The sequence below is a fragment of the Microbulbifer celer genome (assembly GCF_020991125.1).
GTDB classification, from domain to species: Bacteria; Pseudomonadota; Gammaproteobacteria; order Pseudomonadales; family Cellvibrionaceae; genus Microbulbifer; species Microbulbifer celer.
On the sequence record NZ_CP087715.1, the window covers coordinates 1,860,341 to 1,878,935 of the forward strand.

Consider the following 18,595-nt stretch of genomic DNA (forward strand, 5'->3'; position numbering starts at 1 on the left):
AGATTAAACTCCACCTTGGACTGCGGGAGTCAGCGCGGATTCCATTTGAGCAGTTTTTTCTTTAACAGATTGAGTTTTTCTTCGTCCCATCCCGGTGGCGCCACCAGCTGATGCCAGGCGTGCACATAGTCCGCAGGCGCGTAACTGTGGCCAAATCCCATGGGGGCGATGCCCGCGTGCATATCCATAGCCAGCTGCAGCATGGTCACAATCGGGTACCACTGGAGATCGGGCGACACGTCCCGTGCCCGCGGCGGCACCATCCAGGCGGGCTTGCGCCAGGCCGCGTTGGGGTCGAAAAATACAATTGGGTCGCTGCCGTGCTGGAGATAGGCAAGCCTGAAGTTGCCCCACTTCGCGCTGCCCTTCTCATATCCCCCAAAGTGGTTACCGAATCGCACCACGGCACCGTCCCGGAACTGCGGCAGCCACGCCGGAGAGCCGGCGTCCCGCTCTGCGGTCACCTCACGCCAGGTATCGCTGCGAAACGGTGGCCCCGCCCACAGTGCGCCGTGGAACGGATCATCGATAATGTCGTAAAAATCAAACGAACGATCGGAGTTGAGCGCCCCCAGACTGAGACCAAACAAGTAGAGTTTGGGGCGACTCGCCTTGGGCAAGGTACGCCAGTGGCCGTATATCGACTGGAACAGCGCCTGCGCGCTCTCGCGGCCGTAGGCGTCTTCCGTCATCAGGGAAATGGGGCTTGGCAGATAGGAATACTGGGCTGCGACACTGGCAACATCACCCCGCAACAGGTATTCAACAGAGTTGATTGCACCGGGATCCACCCAGCCGGTGCCGGTGGGGGTAATCAGGATCAGGTAGCTGCGCTCAAATCCCCCTACCCGCTTCAATTCCTCCAGCGCGAGCTCCGCCCGCTTATCCGGGGTATCTGCCGCATTGAGGCCAACGTATACACGAATCGGGTCATCCGCGGAGCCTGTAACCTCCGCAATGTCTTTTGCCGCCGGGCCCAGTGCCAGATAGCGCCTGCCCTGGTGTCCCATATCCCGCCAGGAGATCAATGATTCCGCGCTACCGGGCTTGTTGGCAGCGGTTGGCGCTTTCATATCCGGCGCGATTGCCGCATCCAGCTTCTGATAGATACCGTCGACCCGCTGCAGTAATGCGGTGAGTATTACATCATTGAGCGCCGACCAGAACAGGACGAACGCCACGACCATTGCCAGTAATCCAGAAAGGCGACGTGGAACCCTGTGCTGCATTTTGTCGGAGAGGAAATAGAACAGGCAGCGAAACAGCTTTGCGATCAATACCAGCACCAGAGCCACAGCCAGCGCCACAATCGCCACGGTGAATACACGCACGCCCGGCGCTTCCTCCAGCCCCATCAAAGCGCGCACGGAGTTTTGCCAGTTGGATGCGCTCCAGAGAAAGCCCAGAGTCAGCAGTGCACAGAAAATAGCCGTGAGCCGCCACGCCCACAGCTGGGTGCGCTCAGAGCCAGTGGGTAATTCGAGAAAATTCCACAACCAGGACAGAGCAACTCCCACCCCATAGCCTGCAGCGAGAGAGAAGCCGGAGATCACGCCCTGTGTCACGCCTTCACGCGGTATCAGAGAAGGCGTCAGCGAGATCGCGAAAAAGATCGCTCCAATCAGCAGGCCGGCAGTAGAGAAGTAATGTACAAATCGTATCATCCGTGACTGGCCGTATAGTCGAGTCCGGTTTTTAGCCTAGCATATGGGCGGCATACGGCACTGTCGCTGCAATATCTCGTGGACTCCTCCGCGGGATATGGGCCCGGAAGGTAGAAAACGTGAATAATTCCACGTGTTTCGGCACAATATCTGATCTAATGCCCAACAAGTCGAATAATCAATCTGGAGAGCCCCATGTTCTCAATTGGCCAGTCCATTTCCCCGCTCCGCGCCCTCACCCTTGGCGGCCTTTTCAGTACTGCACTGATCAGCGGCGTTACTTTTGCTGACACCGTGGAGATTCCGGTAGGTAGCCAGGGGGCTGCTGCCGAAGGCTCTCTATCACGCGGTGAAGCCTCTCTATCAAGCGGTGAAGCCTCTCATTTGCGCGGCAAAAAACAGGAAGAAGTCTCTGTTGAACTGGGGGAGCCCCTGGGTATTCAGGGACCCGTTGGCGAGCCCGCCATCACCCGCTGGGAATATGCGGATTTCTATGTGTACTTCGAGTATGACCGTGTACTGCACACGGTGAAGAAACACCGCGGATAAGCACATACCTAAATCAAACCATATCAAGGAGGATACTCATGTCTAACTCACTTATCTCAACCGCTCGGGGGCTCGGCTTCGCACTGGCGGCGCTGGCACTGCCGATGCAGGCGGTCTCGCAGATGTCAGACCAGGAAATAGCCAGCACCCTCGAATCCGACCCCCTCGCCCAAATGATCGTGATGAGCGCCTCGATGCACGCCCTCGCCAAAGACTGCGGGGACTATACCGATCTGGAACTCATCGAGATGAAAAGTAAACAACGGGAAATGGCAGTGGAGAAAGGCATGGATGGTGCCCGTTTTGACCAGATATTCTCCAGGTTCGAAGAAAGAGCAGAACAAGGCCTGGCAGAAATGCCGCCTGAAAAGAGAAAAGCGCAGTGCGAGCAGCTCAAGAAAATGAAGGAGATGGGCGATAAGATGGGCGGCTGAATGGCCATTGACGGGCGCCATATTGCGGCCCGGCCGCCAGGCGACAGCGTGATTACGCTGTCGCCTGCTAAACTCATCTTGGGCTGAGGCCTTTCACTCGTTTTCCTGCCTCCCCGCTGAACGCAATCTCTGCACAAATTCAAGCGGCAAGTATGAGTAACCACGAGCGCACCCGAATTACTCCGAATCGCGAGGCATACGAATGTCTGGATTCCAGCAGCCTCCAACTGGACAAGCGTCTGCCTCCGGGTAATACCTCGGATCGCATCGCACTGGGCGTCGTGAATCTGCTGCGCTTTATTGCCGACACTTTTTTTGCCAAGCGCTACGGTAACCGCGCTATTGTCCTGGAGACAGTCGCGGCCGTACCCGGCATGGTCGGCGGCACGCTACAGCACCTGAAATGTCTGCGCCGCCTGTGCGACGATGACGGCTGGATTTTTACCCTGCTGGATGAAGCCGAAAACGAGCGCATGCACCTGATGACGTTCATGGAAATCATCCATCCCACCTGGTATGAGCGGCTGATTGTGGTAATCGTGCAAGCGATTTTCTACAACGCCTTCTTTCTACTGTATCTGATTTCCGATAAAACCGCGCACCGCCTGGTGGGATATTTTGAAGAGGAGGCCGTAGTCAGTTATACGCTCTACCTGGAGCGAATCGACGATGGTCATGAGGAGAACGTGCCAGCCCCGCAGGTGGCGATTGACTATTGGGGCTTGCCGGAAGACGCGCGACTACGTGAGGTGGTGGAGATCATCCGAGCGGATGAAGTGATGCACCGCGACACCAATCACCAGTTTGCGGATCTGATTGCTTCGGGGAAGCACTATTGAGCCGGACAGGACCTCCGGGGGCCGAATCAGTAGAGAAACGTTGCGGTGCCGGTGGCAATCAGTTCCTGCTTGTCGTTATGCAGTTCCATACGCGATACGACCAGTTTATTACCCACCCGTAGAATTTTACCTTCGCACACAAAACGCTCCCCGCGACCAGGCTTCAGATAATCTACCCGCATATCCACGGTACCGAGCCGGATCAACCGCTGTATTTTTTCTTCCCAGTCGATTGCACCGCCCATGCGGTGATAAGCGGCGACCATCGCGGTGAGACCGCCCACGGTGTCCAGCGCGGTAGCAATAACACCACCGTGCAGAATTTCCTGGAAATGGTTGCCGATCAATTGCGGTTTAAGATCAAACGCTGCGGACAGCGTCTGATTATCCAGGTCAAAATCGTGCAACTTGAGGCCGATCTCCCGCACAAAGGGGATATCGCCAAATATCCCCTCTACCAGTGATCGGAATTCCGCGGGCGACGGCTCGCTCATAGACGCGTAATCCGGTTCAGCCCGTCCAGCGCGGCACTGCGATACGCCTCGGCCATGGTCGGGTAGTTGAAGGTAGTATTCACGAAGAAATCGATACTGTTATTCGGCGCCGGCTGTTTCATGATGGCCTGACCGATGTGCACGATCTCCGCCGCCTCGGCACCAAAGCAATGAATGCCGAGAATTTCTCGGGTTTCAATGTGAAACAGGATTTTCAGCATTCCCACACGCTCGCCGGATATCTGCGCGCGTGCGGTGTGCTTGAACAGTGCACGACCAACTTCGTATGGTACTTTGGCGTTGGTCAGCTCGGTCTCTGTCTTACCGACGGAGGAAATCTCCGGCAACGTATAAATACCGGTAGGCGCGTCTTCGATAACACGATGGCCACGGCCTGCGATCGCAGAAGCTACCGCCCTGCCCTGATCGTAAGACGCACTGGCGAGACTTGGCCAGCCGATGACGTCGCCGACAGCGTAAATATTTTCAACCGAAGTACAGTAGTGTTCATCGACCGCCAGCTGACCCCGATGGTTGGCTTCGAGGCCAATATTCTCAAGCCCGAGAGTACCCGTGTTACCGGAACGCCCGTTACACCACAGCAGCGCATCTGCAGAGATCCGTTTGCCGGATTGCATTTCCATGGTTACGCCGCGGTCGGTACCGACCACCTTGGCGTACTCTTCCCGGTGACGCACGGTAACGCCCATATCCCGCAGGTGGTAACTCAGTGCGTCAGAAATCTCGTCGTCGAGGAATTCCAGCAGATGGTTACGGCTGTTGATCAAATCTACCTTGATCCCCAGGCCGGCGAAAATGGAAGCGTATTCACAGCCGATGACCCCGGCACCGTAAATGACGATGGCCTGTGGTGTGTGCTCCATGTCCAGAATGGTGTCGCTGTCGTAGACACGGGGATGATCGAAGTCGACATCGGCCGGACGATAAGGGCGCGAGCCGGTCGCTACGATGAATTTTTCCGAGCAGATAATCTCGCGCGCACCGTCAACCAGCTGTACCACGATACTGTTTGCATCACGGAACTGAGCGTCACCGACAATCAGGTCAACACGGTTACGCGCGTAGAAACTGGTGTGCATTTCCACTTGGTAGGAAATGACCTTGTTCACCGTGCGCATTACCTGAGGAAAGGTCAAACGACGTGGCTCACCCAGCGCACGGAACACACTTTGCGTGTTGTAGCGCATCAGTTGCTTGACGGAATGACGCAGTGCCTTGGAGGGAATGGTGCCCTTGTGGGTACAGTTACCCCCCACTGCGGAACTGCGCTCGACCACGGCCACGCGCATGCCCTTTTTAGCGGCACTCATGGCCGCGGCCTCACCAGCGGGCCCAGAACCGATTACCACCAGATCGTACTTGGAATCTGCCATCGACTATTCTGACTCTTATTTCGTTAAAAACTGACTCTGTTATTTGCTAATCCAGGAGGTCAAGCCAGCACACATCAGTGCTTTGGCTTGGACGCATCATATGCGAGATCCGCGCGCGCCGTCTTTGCTTCGGCAATCTTGCGTTGACGTTCCTGTTCTTTTTCGCACTCGTCGTCATCGCCTCCACAGATATCGCAATCACGCTTCATGCCAATATTGTTCAAACCACCACAGGAGCCTTTGAGGGGCTTGTTTTGAACAATGGCACCCAGTGCCATACCGGTAATGATCAGCAACATCACCACGAACGCAAGGATATAAATAGTCACGGTTACCTCCCCTGACTTTCAAGATACGGAGAAAAAGCAGTGCTTGATTGCTCCTCAAAACCGTCATCGGTCTTGACCAGCATGAACACGGCAAGGTTGTCCTTCTCCGCCAATTTTAATCCGGCTTCCGCCCCCATCACATTAATGGCGGTCGCCAGGCCATCGGCCTCGGCACAGGTATCTGCGATTACCGTGACCGATGCCAACCGATGCTCAACCGGGTATCCGGTACGCGGGTCGATGGTATGCGTAAAGCGTTTTCCATCACGCTCGTAATAATTGCGATAGTCGCCGGAGGTCGCTATCGACTTACCGCTCACCGCGATGGGCTTCTGCACGACCTGCCCCGCAGACGGACGCTCGATCCCTATGCGCCACGGTGCGCCGGTTGCGTTGTGACCCAAGGTGCGCAACTCGCCACCGACCTCCACCAGATAGTTGGTGATGCCCTTGGACTCCAGCAACTCAGCAACACGGTCAACGCCGTGTCCTTTGGCAATCGCCGACAGGTCGATGAACACGTCCCTGGATTTAGTCAGGGTATTTCCAGACAACGTCAGAGCGTCGGAACCTACCTGAGCTCGGAGCTTGTTGATCTCTTCATCGGACGGGACGGTTTCCGGTTCAGGATCCGGCCCGAACCCCCACAGATTCACCAGGGGCCCCACCGTCACATCGAAAGCACCACTGCTCTGTTGATAGATAGTCTTGGACAGACCAACGATCAATGCCAGGTTGTCGGACAGCGCTACCGCGTCCCCCACCGCTACGTCATTGGCTCGCATCAGTTCCGAGTCCGGGATGTAGGTCGACATTTCCTGGTTGACCGCCACGAGCTCTGCGTCAATATCGGCTTTCAGCGATTCGCGACTGACTTCCGCGGGTGCCGCTACCACAGTAATGTGGTAGCGGGTACCCATGGTCGGGCCAGACAGCTTCCAGCTGGACTCTTCTGCGGAGCAGGCTGCCAGCAGCAACACACCCAAGAAGGTCAGAAACGGTTTCATCATCTTGGTACCGAACCGTAAATACAAAAACAGGGCCGAAAACTGCGGCCCTGTTTTTGTGGTTGTTGTTATACAGCCCATCACTCGATGATCAGCCGCCGAAGTCGTCGAGCAGGATGTTGTCATCCTCTACGCCGAGATCTTTCAGCATTTTGATAACCGAGGCGTTCATCATGGGCGGCCCACACATGTAGTACTCACAGTCTTCCGGTGCCGGATGGTCCTTCAGATAATTTTCATACACTACGGTGTGGATGAAGCCGGTATACCCTTCCCAGTTATCTTCCGGTTGCGGGTCAGACAGTGCAACGTGCCACTGGAAATTGTCAAACTCTTCCTGCAGGCCGTTGTAGTCTTCTTCATAGAACATTTCACGCAGGGAGCGCGCGCCGTACCAGAAGCTGATCTTGCGCGAACTGTGCAGACGCTTCAACTGGTCAAAGATGTGCGAACGCATCGGCGCCATACCGGCACCGCCACCGATGAATACCATCTCGTTATCGGTATCCTTGGCGAAGAACTCACCGAAGGGACCGTATACGCGCATCTTGTCACCAGGTTTCAGGTTGAAGACGTAGGAAGACATCTGGCCCGGCGGAATACCTTCGGTGCGTGGAGGCGGTGTGGCGATACGGATGTTGAATTTAACAACACCTTTCTCTTCCGGGTAGTTGGCCATGGAGTAGGCGCGAACCACAGGCTCGTCTACTTTCGACTCCAGTTTGAAGAAACCGAAGTTCTCCCAGTCGCCGCGGTACTCTTCTTCGATATCGAAATCAGAGAATTTCACATGATGGGGCGGCGCCTCCAGCTGGACGTAACCGCCAGCGCGGAAGTCGACGTTCTCGCCTTCGGGCAGCTTCAGGGTCAGCTCTTTAATGAAAGTAGCCACGTTGGGGTTGGACTCCACAGTGCACTCCCACTGCTTCACACCGAACACCTCTTCCGGCACTTCGATTTTCATGTCCTGCTTGACCGCTACCTGACAAGACAGGCGCTTACCCTCTTTGGCCTCACGGGGAGTGAAGTGCGCCGCTTCGGTCGGCAGCATATCGCCACCACCTTCGTTCACGGTACATACACACTGGGCGCAGCTGCCACCACCGCCACAGGCAGAGGCGAGGAACAGGTTGTTCGCTGCCAGTGTCTGCAACAGTTTGCCGCCAGCCGGAACGGTGAGCGTCTTCTCACCGTTGACCACGATGTTGACGTCCCCGGTGTTCACCAGGCGCGAGCGTGCCACCAAAATGATTGCCACCAGCGCGAGCACGATCACGGTGAACATGCCGACGCCAAAATAAATATCTGTTAATTCCATGTTATTCGACCTCCCCGTTTAGATATCGATGCCGCCGAAGGACATGAAGCCCAGCGACATGAGACCAACGGTAATGAAGGTGATACCCAGGCCTTTCAGGCCGTTAGGTACATCGCTGTACTTCATACGCTCGCGAATACCCGCCAGAGCGGTAATCGCCAGCGCCCAGCCGAGGCCGGCACCGAAGCCGTAGGCAACACTTTCACCCAAATTGTATTCGCGCTCTACCATGAACAGTGAAGCACCCATGATGGCGCAGTTCACGGTAATCAGCGGCAGGAATACACCCAGCGCGTTGTACAGCGCCGGTACAAACTTATCCAGGAACATCTCCAGGATCTGTACCAGAGCCGCAATAACGCCGATGTAAGACAGCAGACCAAGGAAGCTCAGGTCCACATCCGGGAACCCGGCCCACGCCAGTGCGCCGTCTTTCAGCAGGTAGGTGTAAATCAGGTTGTTCACCGGAACGGTGATGGTCAGTACTACGATAACCGCAACACCCAGACCAATCGCCGCTTCAACCTTCTTGGAAACCGCCAGGAAGGTACACATCCCGAGGAAGAAGGCCAACGCCATGTTTTCAATGAAAACGGCGCGAACGATAAGAGAAATAAAATGTTCCATCTATCAGGCCTCCTGTTGCGCCAACGGAATTTTAGAGTTGGACGCAATCTTGAACTCGTCTTCTTCCACCTGCGCCGGCTTCCAGGTACGGATTGCCCAGATAAACAGGCCAATCAGGAAGAAGGCACTGGGCGGCAACAGCAGCATGCCGTTCGGCACATACCAGCCACCGTTATTCACAGTAGACAGGAGCTCGACACCGAACAGTTTGCCCGCACCAAAGAGTTCACGCACTACGGCGAGACCGATCAGGATCACACTGTAGCCAAGACCGTTACCGACACCGTCGAAGAAGCTGTCTTTGGGACCGTGCTTCATGGCGAAGGCTTCGGCGCGGCCCATCACGATACAGTTGGTGATGATCAGGCCAACGAATACCGACAGCTGCTTGGAGATGTCGAATGCGTAGGCCTTGAGGACCTGGTCTACGAGGATTACCAACGAGGCGATCACGGTCATCTGCACGATAATCCGGATGCTGTTGGGGATCTGCTTACGGATCAGGGAAACCGCGGTGTTGGAGAACGCGGTTACCGTGGTCAGCGCGATACACATTACCAGCGTCACCTGCAGTGAGCTGGTTACCGCCAGCGCGGAGCAGATACCGAGGATCTGCAACGCAATGGGGTTATTGTTGAAAATCGGCTCCAGCAGAGTGTCTTTCAATTTCATGCTCATACTTACGCCTCCCCTGCTTTCAGGTTCTCGAGGAAGGGACCAAAGCCCTCACTGCCCAGCCAGAAGTTGATCAGGTTGTTAACGCCCCTGCTGGTCAGAGTGGCGCCGGACAGACCGTCAACCTGGTGCACCGCGTTGGCGCTGCCCGGGTCGACACTACCCTTGATTACGCTGATATCCACAGAACCTTCACCATCGAAGACCTGCTTGCCTTCCCACTGCGCTTTCCAGCGAGGGTTATCCACTTCACCACCCAGTCCCGGAGTTTCCTTGTGCTCGTAAAAGCCAAGGCCGGCAACGGTTTTCAGGTCGTTTTCCAGCGCGAGGAAGCCGTACATCTGCCCCCACAGGCCAGCACCGCGAACCGGCAGAATGATTCGCTGCAGCTCACCATTTTTCTCTACCAGGTACACCTCTTTGGTGTTTTCACGGCGGATGATATTGGCGGTATCCTGATCCGATGGCAGCTTTTCACTGGAATCCGGAATCTTGGCGGCAGCGCGACCACTACCACCGACAGGCGCCTCGTCAGTGAACTTGCCAGTGCGCAAATCCACGTACTTGGTCGTCACGGACTCGAACTCATCTTCGATCACCTTGGCGTCGTGCTGATTAGCATCGATCAGGCCACCGGCCATCAAAACGTTGCGCTTCCGGTCCAGGGCGGCATTTGCTTCCTGCTTTGGTTTCAGCATTACCGCCGCAGTGGACACCACAACAGAACAGACGATACACAGAACCAGCGCTACCAGCAGTGTACCTTTTACGGAATCTTTATTAGCCACGTGCCAACCTCCGTTTGATATGGGACTGCACCACGAAGTGGTCAAACAGTGGCGCGAACAGGTTGGCGAACAGAATCGCCAGCATCATGCCTTCCGGGAAGGCAGGGTTCACCACGCGAATGAGAACACACATTACGCCGATAAGAATGCCGTACCACCAGCGACCGGCGTCGGTCATGGCGGCGGATACCGGATCGGTGGTCATGAAGATCAGGCCAAACGCGAAACCGCCCACCACCAGGTGCCAGTACCAGGGCACACCAAACATCGGGTTGGTGTCTGAGCCGATGAAGTTGAACATTGTGGCCGTGGCCATCATGCCCAGCAGGGTACCGGCAACAATGCGCCAGCTGGCAATCTTCATGCCGATCAGGATCACGCCGGCAATCAGCATTGCCAAGGTTGAGGTCTCACCAATGGAGCCCTGCATCTTGCCGAAGAAAGCATCCATCCAGGTCAGCTGACCACCAGTAACACCGACAATACCATTCTGGATGCCGTCACTTGCCATGACTGACAACGCAGTCGCACCGGTGTAGCCGTCAACCGCGGTCCATACCGCGTCACCGGACATAGCCGCCGGGTAAGCGAAGAACAGGAACGCACGACCGGTCAGTGCCGGGTTGAGGAAGTTTTTGCCGGTACCACCGAACACTTCCTTACCGATCACCACACCGAAGCTGATGCCCATGGCCACCATCCACAGCGGTATATCCGGGGGACAGGTCAGCGCGAACAGAATGGAAGTAACGAAGAAGCCTTCGTTGACTTCATGGCCGCGAACTGCCGCAAACAGCACTTCCCAGATACCACCGACGATGAAAGTCACCGCATAGATGGGCAGGAAGTACATGGCACCGTAGACCAGGTTGTCCCACAGGCTGTTGGCGTCGTAGCCGGACAGCGCACCGATGATGGCATGACGCCAACCGGACAGGTCCACGCTCTCCATGCCGCCGATGATGGTGTTGGCCTGGAAGCCCAGGTTCCACATACCGTAGAACATCGGGATCATGGCGCACGCCCAAACGGTGATCATGATGCGTTTCAGGTCGATGCCGTCACGCACATGCGCAGTCGTCTTGGTGCGATCGGCGGGCTGGAACAGACCCGTGTCAATCGCTTCATACAGCGCGTAGAACTTTTCGTATTTGCCGCCTTTATGGAAATGCGGCTCCATATTGTCGAGTAATTTGCGCAGCATCCTTAACCCTCCTTCTCAATACGGGTCAGGTTGTCCCGCAAAATGGGGCCGAAATCGTACTTGCCCGGGCACACGAAGGTGCACAGTGCCAGATCTTCTTCATCCAGCTCCAGAGCACCCAGCTGTTGAGCCACCTGGGTATCTCCGACGATCAGCGCGCGCAGCAGCTGAGTCGGCAGGATGTCCAGTGGCATCACGCGCTCGTAGGTGCCGATGGGCATCAGCGCACGCTCGGAACCGTTGGTGCTGGTGGTGAAGTTGAACAGCTTGCCCTTCATCAGACGGCTGATGTAGATCGGCAGCACGGAGAAACGGCTGGCACCCGGCGTGAAGTAGTGCAGCATCGGACGCTCGTGGCCCTCTTCCAGCACGGTTACCTGGTTGTGGTAACGGCCGAGGTAGGACAGCGGACCCGCTGCGGTACGACCACCAAACACGGAACCGGATACTACGCGGTTATCATCACCGGTGATCTCACCGGCAGTCAGCGCTGTCAGATCGGCACCGAGGCGAGTACGCAGCAGGCGCGGCTTTTCAACCCGCGGGCCGCCCAGCGCAACAACGCGGTCAGTGTACAGCTTGCCGGTTTCAAACAGCTTGCCAATGGCAATCACGTCCTGGTAGCCGATGGTCCAGACCTGGCGACCGGGCTTGACCGGGTGCAGGTAGTGGATATGGGTACCGGAAAGGCCGGCGGGATGCGGACCGGCGAAAGCTTCGCGCTGCACGGATGCGGCGCTAGGCACCGGGATATCGGCGTCAGGCGCGGTGCAGACAAAGGTCTTTTCGGCCAGCTTGGCCAGAATCTCAACACCCTGGGCAAAGGCATCCCGCTGCTCTGCGATGATCACGGCAGGATCAGCGGCGAGCGGGTTGGTGTCCATGGCATTAATAAAGAGGGCAGAAGGTTGCGCGTCGAGGGCGGGCACCTTGCTGTAGGGGCGGGTGCGCAGTGCAGTCCAGAGGCCGGACTCCACCAGGTTTACGCGCACCTGCTCCGCAGTCAGGCCAGCCAGCTGGTCAGCGCTGTAGCTGGCAAACTGCTCAGCTTCATCACCTTCCACCTCGATGACCACAGACTGCAACACACGACGGGCACCACGATTGATGGCGACCACGCGGCCGGCGGCCGGTGCGGTGTAGCGTACACCTTCGGTTTTCTTATCAGTGAACAGCAACTGTCCGAGTTTGACGCTATCCCCTTCCGCAACTGCCATGGTGGGCTTCATCCCGTTGTAATCGGGACCGACCACCGCAACAGTCTTGGCTGCAGGGCCATCATGGATGACCTGCTCGGGCGCGCCGGATATGGGTAAATCCAATCCCCGACGGATCTTTCTCATACGCCTATTGCCTAAAGTTTTAAGTTGGAGGTTGATATTTCTAGGTTCAAGGAACCCCTGATCAAGCCCGCGATGCCTCAGGCTTTCAGAGCGATTCACAATCAAGGCGTGACTTTGCAGGAATGTCTAGACCTTTCAAAAAGTCACAACGCAGAGTGTGGATCGCTCTGAAAGCCCCTCCGGGCGCGGCCTGAAGGCAGCAGATGCTGCCTTCAGGTCACGCTGAGGCATTGCGGGCTTGATCAGAGGTTCCTTAACTAAAAATCGAAAAGAAGAACCCCTGCTGCGAGGACTCAGGCCGTGACTCAATAGGGATTATGGGTCACTAGACGAAGAAAGCGCCAGGCCCCAGGCAGCAAAGACTACCATTGCCTCGGCAACCCGCAGTCTTTGCGCTCGTAATTTCCCGGCACACGGCAGCCCCGCAAAATCGCGCGCATTATAAGGATGGGGCAATCTCTTTACCAGAGCGTTCGGAGGGGATTGAGGCAGAAAGAGGGAAATTTTTGCTGAAAAAACAACAACTTTAGGGCAGGCAGGCGGGTTATACCCGCCTGCCTCAGGATCAACCTTGCATCAATCCTTCTTTGGGAACAGCTTGTAGCGAACGCCCGCCATATCCTCGAGGCAGCGCACTACCTGACAGCTGTAGCCGAACTCGTTGTCGTACCAGCAGTACAGCACGGCATTCTTGCCGTCGACGATGGTGGCAATGGAGTCGAACACACAGGCGCGACGGGAGCCGACGAAGTCGCTGGACACCACTTCCGGAGAGTTGGTGTAGTCGATCTGCTGACGCAGCGGCGAGTGCAGCGCCACTTCGCGCATGTACTCATTCAACTCGTCCTTGGTGGTCTCCTGCCCCAGGTTCAGGTTCAGGATCGCCATGGACACGTTCGGCGTCGGTACGCGGATGGCATTGCCGGTGAGTTTACCCTTCAACTCTGGCAGCGCCTTGGCAACCGCTTTGGCGGCGCCGGTTTCGGTCAACACCATATTCAGAGCCGCGGCGCGACCGCGACGTTCGCCCTTGTGATAGTTATCGATCAGATTCTGGTCGTTGGTGTAGGCGTGCACGGTTTCCACGTGCCCGTGCTCAACACCGTACCTGTCCATCATCGCCTTCAATACCGGCACGATCGCGTTGGTAGTACAGGAAGCCGCAGACAGGATTTTGTCATCATCCTTGATATCGCCGTTATTAATGCCATAGACGATGTTCTTGAGGTCGCCCTTGCCCGGCGCCGTCAGCAGAACCTTGGACGCACCCCTGGACTCGAGATGCTGGGACAAGCCTTCTTCATCACGCCATACGCCGGTGCTGTCTACGATCAGCGCATTGTTGATGCCGTGCTGGGTGTAATCCACTTCCTGCGGGCTGTTGGCGTAGATGATTTTGATCTCATTGCCGTTGCAGATCAGGGTATTGGTCTCTTCATCCACCCGGATGGTGCCATTGAAAGCGCCGTGTACGGAATCGCGACGCAGCAGGGAGGCGCGCTTGACCAGGTCGTTGTCCGCTTTGCCCTTGCGCAGCACGATGGCCCGCAGGCGCAGCACATCGCCACTACCGGCTTTATCGATCAGCAGGCGCGCCACCAGACGGCCGATGCGGCCAAAGCCGTAGATCACCACGTCTTTGGGCTCCGGCAGCGGTTTGCCGGCACCTTCGGCTTCCGCCAGCTCATCACGCACGAATTCATCGATGGTGCGACCGCGCTCGTCGCGCATGTACTTGTTGGTCAGGGTACCCAGATCGATATGTACTGGACCCAGGTCCAGCTTGCCGATGGCCTCCAGTACCGGGAAGGTTTCAAACTCGGAGAGTTCGTTCTCCTCCACCTGACGCACAAAGCGGTGCGCCTTCATGATGCTGAGCACCGAGCGGTTCACCAGGTTCTGGCCGTACATATAGATGCCGACGTTCTTTTCCCGGTTGAGTTTGCCGATCATCGGAATCATGGATTCCGCCAACGCTTCGCGCGCTTTCCAGTCCTTGAAAAAGTCCGCAGGCTTCGGTCGCTTCTGAGTCACAGTCAGACACCTCTGAAGAGTGAAAAAATGGGTCCAGTCACACACCCGAAGATACCGTAAAGTGGGACGTCCCGGGGCGTGTGGCGCGCATTATGGGAATTCCCCAATTGCCGCGCAACCGACTGAAAAACAGGCAAAAAACTGTAGTTAAACTACATTTTTCTACCGCCTGAACCGCTAGAAAAAGCCTAGCTCCCACCGGGGTTTTTTGCCCCAACCGCAAAGCATTCCAACCGGATTCCTGCACACCCGGGCTTTCACCGCTACAATAGCGCACCCCTACCCCGGCAAGTGGCCTGAAAGCACGGAATTATAAGGAAACATGAGTCAGCTCCCCCCTCTATCCCCACCCGCCTTCCGCTCTCAGAATGACCGACAATTCTGGGGAAACCTGCATGGCGCTGGTGCCGCCCTGGCAATCCTGAGCACGGCAAAAGCCCGCCCGGCCCCCACGCTGCTGATTGCACGCAACAGTCAGGAAGCGCACCAACTTGAGCTGCAGCTGAAATTTTTTAACAAGCCCCGGCGAGATAGCGGGGTGAACGACGGCGGATTCGACACCGGACAAACACTGGACATCTTCCAGTTCCCCGATTGGGAAATACTCCCCTACGACACCTTCTCTCCGCACCAGGACATCATCTCTGACCGCCTGGCGACGCTCTATCGCCTGCCGCAGATGGGTAGCGGCATTGTGATCGTGCCGGTCAGCACCCTGTTGCACCGGCTGCCGCCCAAGGATTACGTGGCCGGTAACGCGCTGATTCTGCAGGAGGGGCAGAAGTTCGACCTCGACACCCAGCGCAAGCTGCTGGAACAGGCGGGTTACCATTGCGTGGACACGGTCTACGAACACGGTGAATTCGCGGTACGCGGCTCGCTGATGGATATCTTCCCCATGGGCAGCTCCCTGCCCTACCGCATCGATCTGTTCGATGACGAGATTGAATCCCTGCGCACCTTTGACCCGGAGAGTCAGCGCACGGTGGACCGGGTGGAGCAGATCCACTTGCTGCCCGCGCGGGAATTCCCCATGCACAAGCCGGCTCTGGCCAAGTTCCTGGAGCGTTGGCATGAGGCCTTCGACTGCGATCCGGGCCCGGTTTCCATCTACCAGGATATCAGTGCCGGCATCGCCCCCGCGGGGATCGAGTACTACCTGCCGCTGTTCTTCGACGAGTGCGCGAGCCTGTTTGACTATCTCCCCCAGGGCAGCTGCATATTTGCCCAGGGGGACCTGCAACAGCCGGTGGAATCGTTCTGGCGAGAGACCGATAACCGTTACCAGAGCCGTCGCGGCGACCTCACTCGCCCCATTCTGGCACCGCGCCAGGTTTTGCTGCAGCAGGAAGAGTTCTTTGGTGCGCTCAAAGCCCTGCCCAGAGCCTTCTTCTCTTCAGAAGCCCTGGACGAAGCGGAAGGCAATTACAATTTTGCCACCGAGCCGCCACCGAGACTGCCGGTTGACGGAAAGGCGGAACAGCCCCTTGCGGCGCTGGAAGCCTACCTGATGGAATACGACGGCCGTGTGCTGTTCTGCGCGGAGAGCGGCGGTCGCCGGGAAGCACTGCTGGAACTGTTGCAGGGGATCCGCCTGAGCCCCGAAGTCTTCCACAACTGGGACCAGTTCCGGGAAAGCGATGCGGCCTTCGGCATTACCGTAGCGCCGCTCGATCAAGGCCTGGTGCTGGCGGACCCTGCGATTAACCTGATTGCAGAGCCACAACTGTTTGGCGAGCGGGTCCTGCAGCAGCGTCGCCGCCGCAAAGCCAAAGAGGACGCGGATAACGCGGTCAAGAACCTGGCGGAATTGCGCATCGGCGCCCCGGTGGTTCACATTGACCACGGCGTCGGCCGCTATAAAGGGCTCCAGAGCCTGGATATTGACGGCCAGGCGGCCGAATTCCTGACCCTCGAATATGGTGACGGCGCAAAACTGTATGTACCCGTTGCGAGCCTGCACCTGATCAGCCGCTACTCCGGCGCCGATGAAGAACTGGCCCCGCTGCACAAGCTCGGCAGCGAGCAGTGGCAGAAGGCCAAGCGCAAAGCGGCAGAGAAGGTCCGCGATGCCGCCGCCGAGCTACTGGATATTTACGCCCGCCGCGAGGCACGGGTCGGCCACGCCTTTGCCGACCCCGGCCTTGCCTACCGCGAATTCTCCGCGGGCTTCCCGTTCGAGGAAACACCGGACCAGCAGCAGGCCATCGAAGCGGTGGTGGCCGACATGCTGTCCGACAAACCCATGGACCGCCTTGTCTGTGGTGACGTAGGCTTCGGCAAAACCGAGGTAGCCATGCGCGCAGCCTTTGTTGCCGCCCATGCGGGCAAGCAGGTAGCCATGCTGGTGCCGACCACCCTGCTGGCACAACAGCACTTTCAAAGCCTGCAAGACCGCTTTGCGGACTGGCCGATCAACATCGAAGCGATTTCACGCTTTCGCAGCACCAAGGAAGTCGAAGCCATCAAAGCCCGCGTGGCCGATGGCAAGGTGGACATTCTGGTCGGCACCCACAAACTCCTGCAGAGCGATCTCAAGTTTCCCAATCTCGGGCTGCTGATCATTGATGAGGAGCACCGCTTTGGCGTACGCCAGAAAGAAAAGCTCAAGAGCCTGCGCTCGGAAGTAGACATCCTCAACCTTACCGCCACCCCGATTCCGCGCACCCTGAATATGGCCATGGCGGGTATTCGCGACCTCTCCGTGATCGCCACCCCGCCGGCGCGACGGCTTTCCGTGAAGACCTTCGTACGCGAGCGGGACGAGGCCCTGATCAAGGAGGCCATTCTGCGGGAAATCCTCCGCGGCGGTCAGGTCTACTTCCTGCACAATGAAGTGAAAAGCATCGAGCGTATCGCGCGGGAAATCGAAGCGCTGGTTCCAGAAGCACGCATCGGCATCGGCCACGGCCAGATGCGTGAGCGGGAGCTCGAACAGGTGATGAGCGACTTCTACCACAAACGCTTCAATGTGCTGGTGTGCACCACCATTATCGAGACCGGCATCGACATCCCCAGTGCCAACACCATCCTGATCGAGCGCGCCGACAAGTTCGGCCTCGCGCAGATGCATCAGCTGCGCGGCCGCGTGGGCCGCTCCCACCACCAGGCTTACGCCTACCTGCTCACACCCAACAAACGGGCCATGACCGCCGATGCGGTAAAACGCCTGGAGGCGATTGCGGAAGCGCAGGATCTGGGCGCCGGGTTCACGCTCGCAACCCACGACCTGGAAATTCGCGGCGCGGGAGAACTGCTCGGCGAAGAGCAAAGCGGACAGATCCAGAGTGTGGGTTTCAGCCTGTATATGGAAATGCTCGACCACGCAGTGAAGGCGATTCGCGAAGGCCGCACGCCGAATATCGACGAGCCACTGGAATCCCCCGCCGTTGACGTCAATCTGCGGGTGCCGGCACTGATTCCGGAAGACTACTTGCCGGATGTGCACAGTCGCCTGATCATGTACAAGCGGATCGCCAATGCGGAAGACAGCCAGGCCCTGAAAGAACTGCAGGTGGAGATGATCGACCGGTTTGGCCTATTGCCGGAGCCGTTGAAGCACCTGTTCCGAATCACAGAAATCAAGCTCGACGCGAATAAAATGGGCATCCGCAAACTGGAGGCCTCCGCCACCGGCGGCCGTATTGAATTTGCCGATGATGCCAAGGTGGACCCACTGACCCTGGTAAAACTGGTACAGACATACCCCACCAGTTTTCAGCTACAGGGGGCCAATCACCTGAACTTCGCGCTGGATGAGACGGGCCCCGAACAGCGCTTGCAACAGGTTTCCAGCGTCCTGGACCGGCTCTCCCACTGAAGAAATCGGGCGGAAACCAGTGATAACATGGGCGATGATAAGATAGGCGCCATTGCCCGCCGGGCTCACCCCAATG

16 protein-coding genes are annotated in these 18,595 nt (G+C 57.4%); 4 read left to right on the plus strand and 12 right to left on the minus strand.

All coding sequences use genetic code 11. The annotated features are described in order from the left end of the window. Nucleotides 1-29 precede the first annotated feature (29 nt). Nucleotides 30-1,664: an alpha/beta hydrolase gene (locus tag LPW13_RS07795; protein WP_230438875.1), complete on the minus strand. Its 1,635-nt coding sequence runs from the start codon at nt 1,662-1,664 to the stop codon at nt 30-32. A 195-nt stretch (nt 1,665-1,859) separates the two neighbouring features. On the opposite strand from LPW13_RS07795, the gene LPW13_RS07800 reads away from it, so the two are divergent. From LPW13_RS07800 to LPW13_RS07810, 3 genes are all read left to right on the plus strand, one after another. Continuing rightward, nucleotides 1,860-2,213: a hypothetical protein gene (locus LPW13_RS07800; protein WP_230438876.1), complete on the plus strand. Its 354-nt coding sequence runs from the start codon at nt 1,860-1,862 to the stop codon at nt 2,211-2,213. A 38-nt stretch (nt 2,214-2,251) separates the two neighbouring features. Next, entirely contained in the window at nt 2,252-2,647 is a 396-nt protein-coding gene (locus LPW13_RS07805; RefSeq protein ID WP_230438877.1) for a hypothetical protein, read from the plus strand. A gap of 152 nt (nt 2,648-2,799) precedes the next feature. Beyond that, nucleotides 2,800-3,486, plus strand: coding sequence for an alternative oxidase (locus LPW13_RS07810; protein ID WP_230438878.1), 687 nt, complete (start codon nt 2,800-2,802; stop codon nt 3,484-3,486). A 26-nt stretch (nt 3,487-3,512) separates the two neighbouring features. On the opposite strand, the gene LPW13_RS07815 is transcribed toward LPW13_RS07810, so the two are convergent. The 11 genes from LPW13_RS07815 to LPW13_RS07865 form a co-directional block, all read right to left on the minus strand. Next, complete coding sequence (locus LPW13_RS07815; RefSeq protein ID WP_230438879.1) at nt 3,513-3,980, minus strand: thioesterase family protein; 468 nt, start codon at nt 3,978-3,980, stop codon at nt 3,513-3,515. After that, entirely contained in the window at nt 3,977-5,374 is a 1,398-nt protein-coding gene (sthA, locus tag LPW13_RS07820) for a Si-specific NAD(P)(+) transhydrogenase (protein ID WP_230438880.1), read from the minus strand. The genes LPW13_RS07815 and sthA overlap by 4 nt, the downstream gene beginning before the upstream one ends. A gap of 74 nt (nt 5,375-5,448) precedes the next feature. Beyond that, a complete protein-coding gene (gene nqrM, locus LPW13_RS07825; protein ID WP_230438881.1) occupies nt 5,449-5,703 on the minus strand; it encodes a (Na+)-NQR maturation NqrM in 255 nt (84 codons plus the stop codon). A 2-nt stretch (nt 5,704-5,705) separates the two neighbouring features. Next, on the minus strand, nt 5,706-6,713 hold the full coding sequence (locus LPW13_RS07830) for an FAD:protein FMN transferase (protein ID WP_230438882.1): 1,008 nt from the start codon (nt 6,711-6,713) through the stop codon (nt 5,706-5,708). A gap of 88 nt (nt 6,714-6,801) precedes the next feature. Next, entirely contained in the window at nt 6,802-8,028 is a 1,227-nt protein-coding gene (gene nqrF / locus LPW13_RS07835; RefSeq protein WP_230438883.1) for an NADH:ubiquinone reductase (Na(+)-transporting) subunit F, read from the minus strand. An 18-nt stretch (nt 8,029-8,046) separates the two neighbouring features. Further along, entirely contained in the window at nt 8,047-8,655 is a 609-nt protein-coding gene (gene nqrE / locus LPW13_RS07840; protein WP_230438884.1) for an NADH:ubiquinone reductase (Na(+)-transporting) subunit E, read from the minus strand. A gap of 3 nt (nt 8,656-8,658) precedes the next feature. Next, nucleotides 8,659-9,327 carry an NADH:ubiquinone reductase (Na(+)-transporting) subunit D gene (locus tag LPW13_RS07845; protein WP_230439170.1) on the minus strand — a complete coding sequence of 223 codons (669 nt, stop codon included), beginning with the start codon at nt 9,325-9,327 and terminating at the stop codon, nt 8,659-8,661. A gap of 8 nt (nt 9,328-9,335) precedes the next feature. After that, nucleotides 9,336-10,118 (minus strand): Na(+)-translocating NADH-quinone reductase subunit C, encoded by a 783-nt coding sequence (locus LPW13_RS07850; RefSeq protein ID WP_230438885.1) that lies wholly within the window; start codon nt 10,116-10,118, stop codon nt 9,336-9,338. Then, on the minus strand, nt 10,111-11,322 hold the full coding sequence (locus LPW13_RS07855; protein ID WP_230438886.1) for an NADH:ubiquinone reductase (Na(+)-transporting) subunit B: 1,212 nt from the start codon (nt 11,320-11,322) through the stop codon (nt 10,111-10,113). The genes LPW13_RS07850 and LPW13_RS07855 overlap by 8 nt, the downstream gene beginning before the upstream one ends. Nucleotides 11,323-11,324: 2 nt before the next feature. After that, a complete protein-coding gene (locus LPW13_RS07860) occupies nt 11,325-12,665 on the minus strand; it encodes a Na(+)-translocating NADH-quinone reductase subunit A (RefSeq protein ID WP_230438887.1) in 1,341 nt (446 codons plus the stop codon). 576 nt (nt 12,666-13,241) lie between these two features. Beyond that, nucleotides 13,242-14,627: a glyceraldehyde-3-phosphate dehydrogenase gene (locus LPW13_RS07865; RefSeq protein ID WP_230439171.1), complete on the minus strand. Its 1,386-nt coding sequence runs from the start codon at nt 14,625-14,627 to the stop codon at nt 13,242-13,244. A gap of 394 nt (nt 14,628-15,021) precedes the next feature. Between LPW13_RS07865 and mfd the strand changes: the two genes are divergently transcribed. After that, on the plus strand, nt 15,022-18,519 hold the full coding sequence (mfd, locus tag LPW13_RS07870) for a transcription-repair coupling factor (RefSeq protein ID WP_230438888.1): 3,498 nt from the start codon (nt 15,022-15,024) through the stop codon (nt 18,517-18,519). The last annotated feature ends 76 nt before the right edge of the window (nt 18,520-18,595 follow it).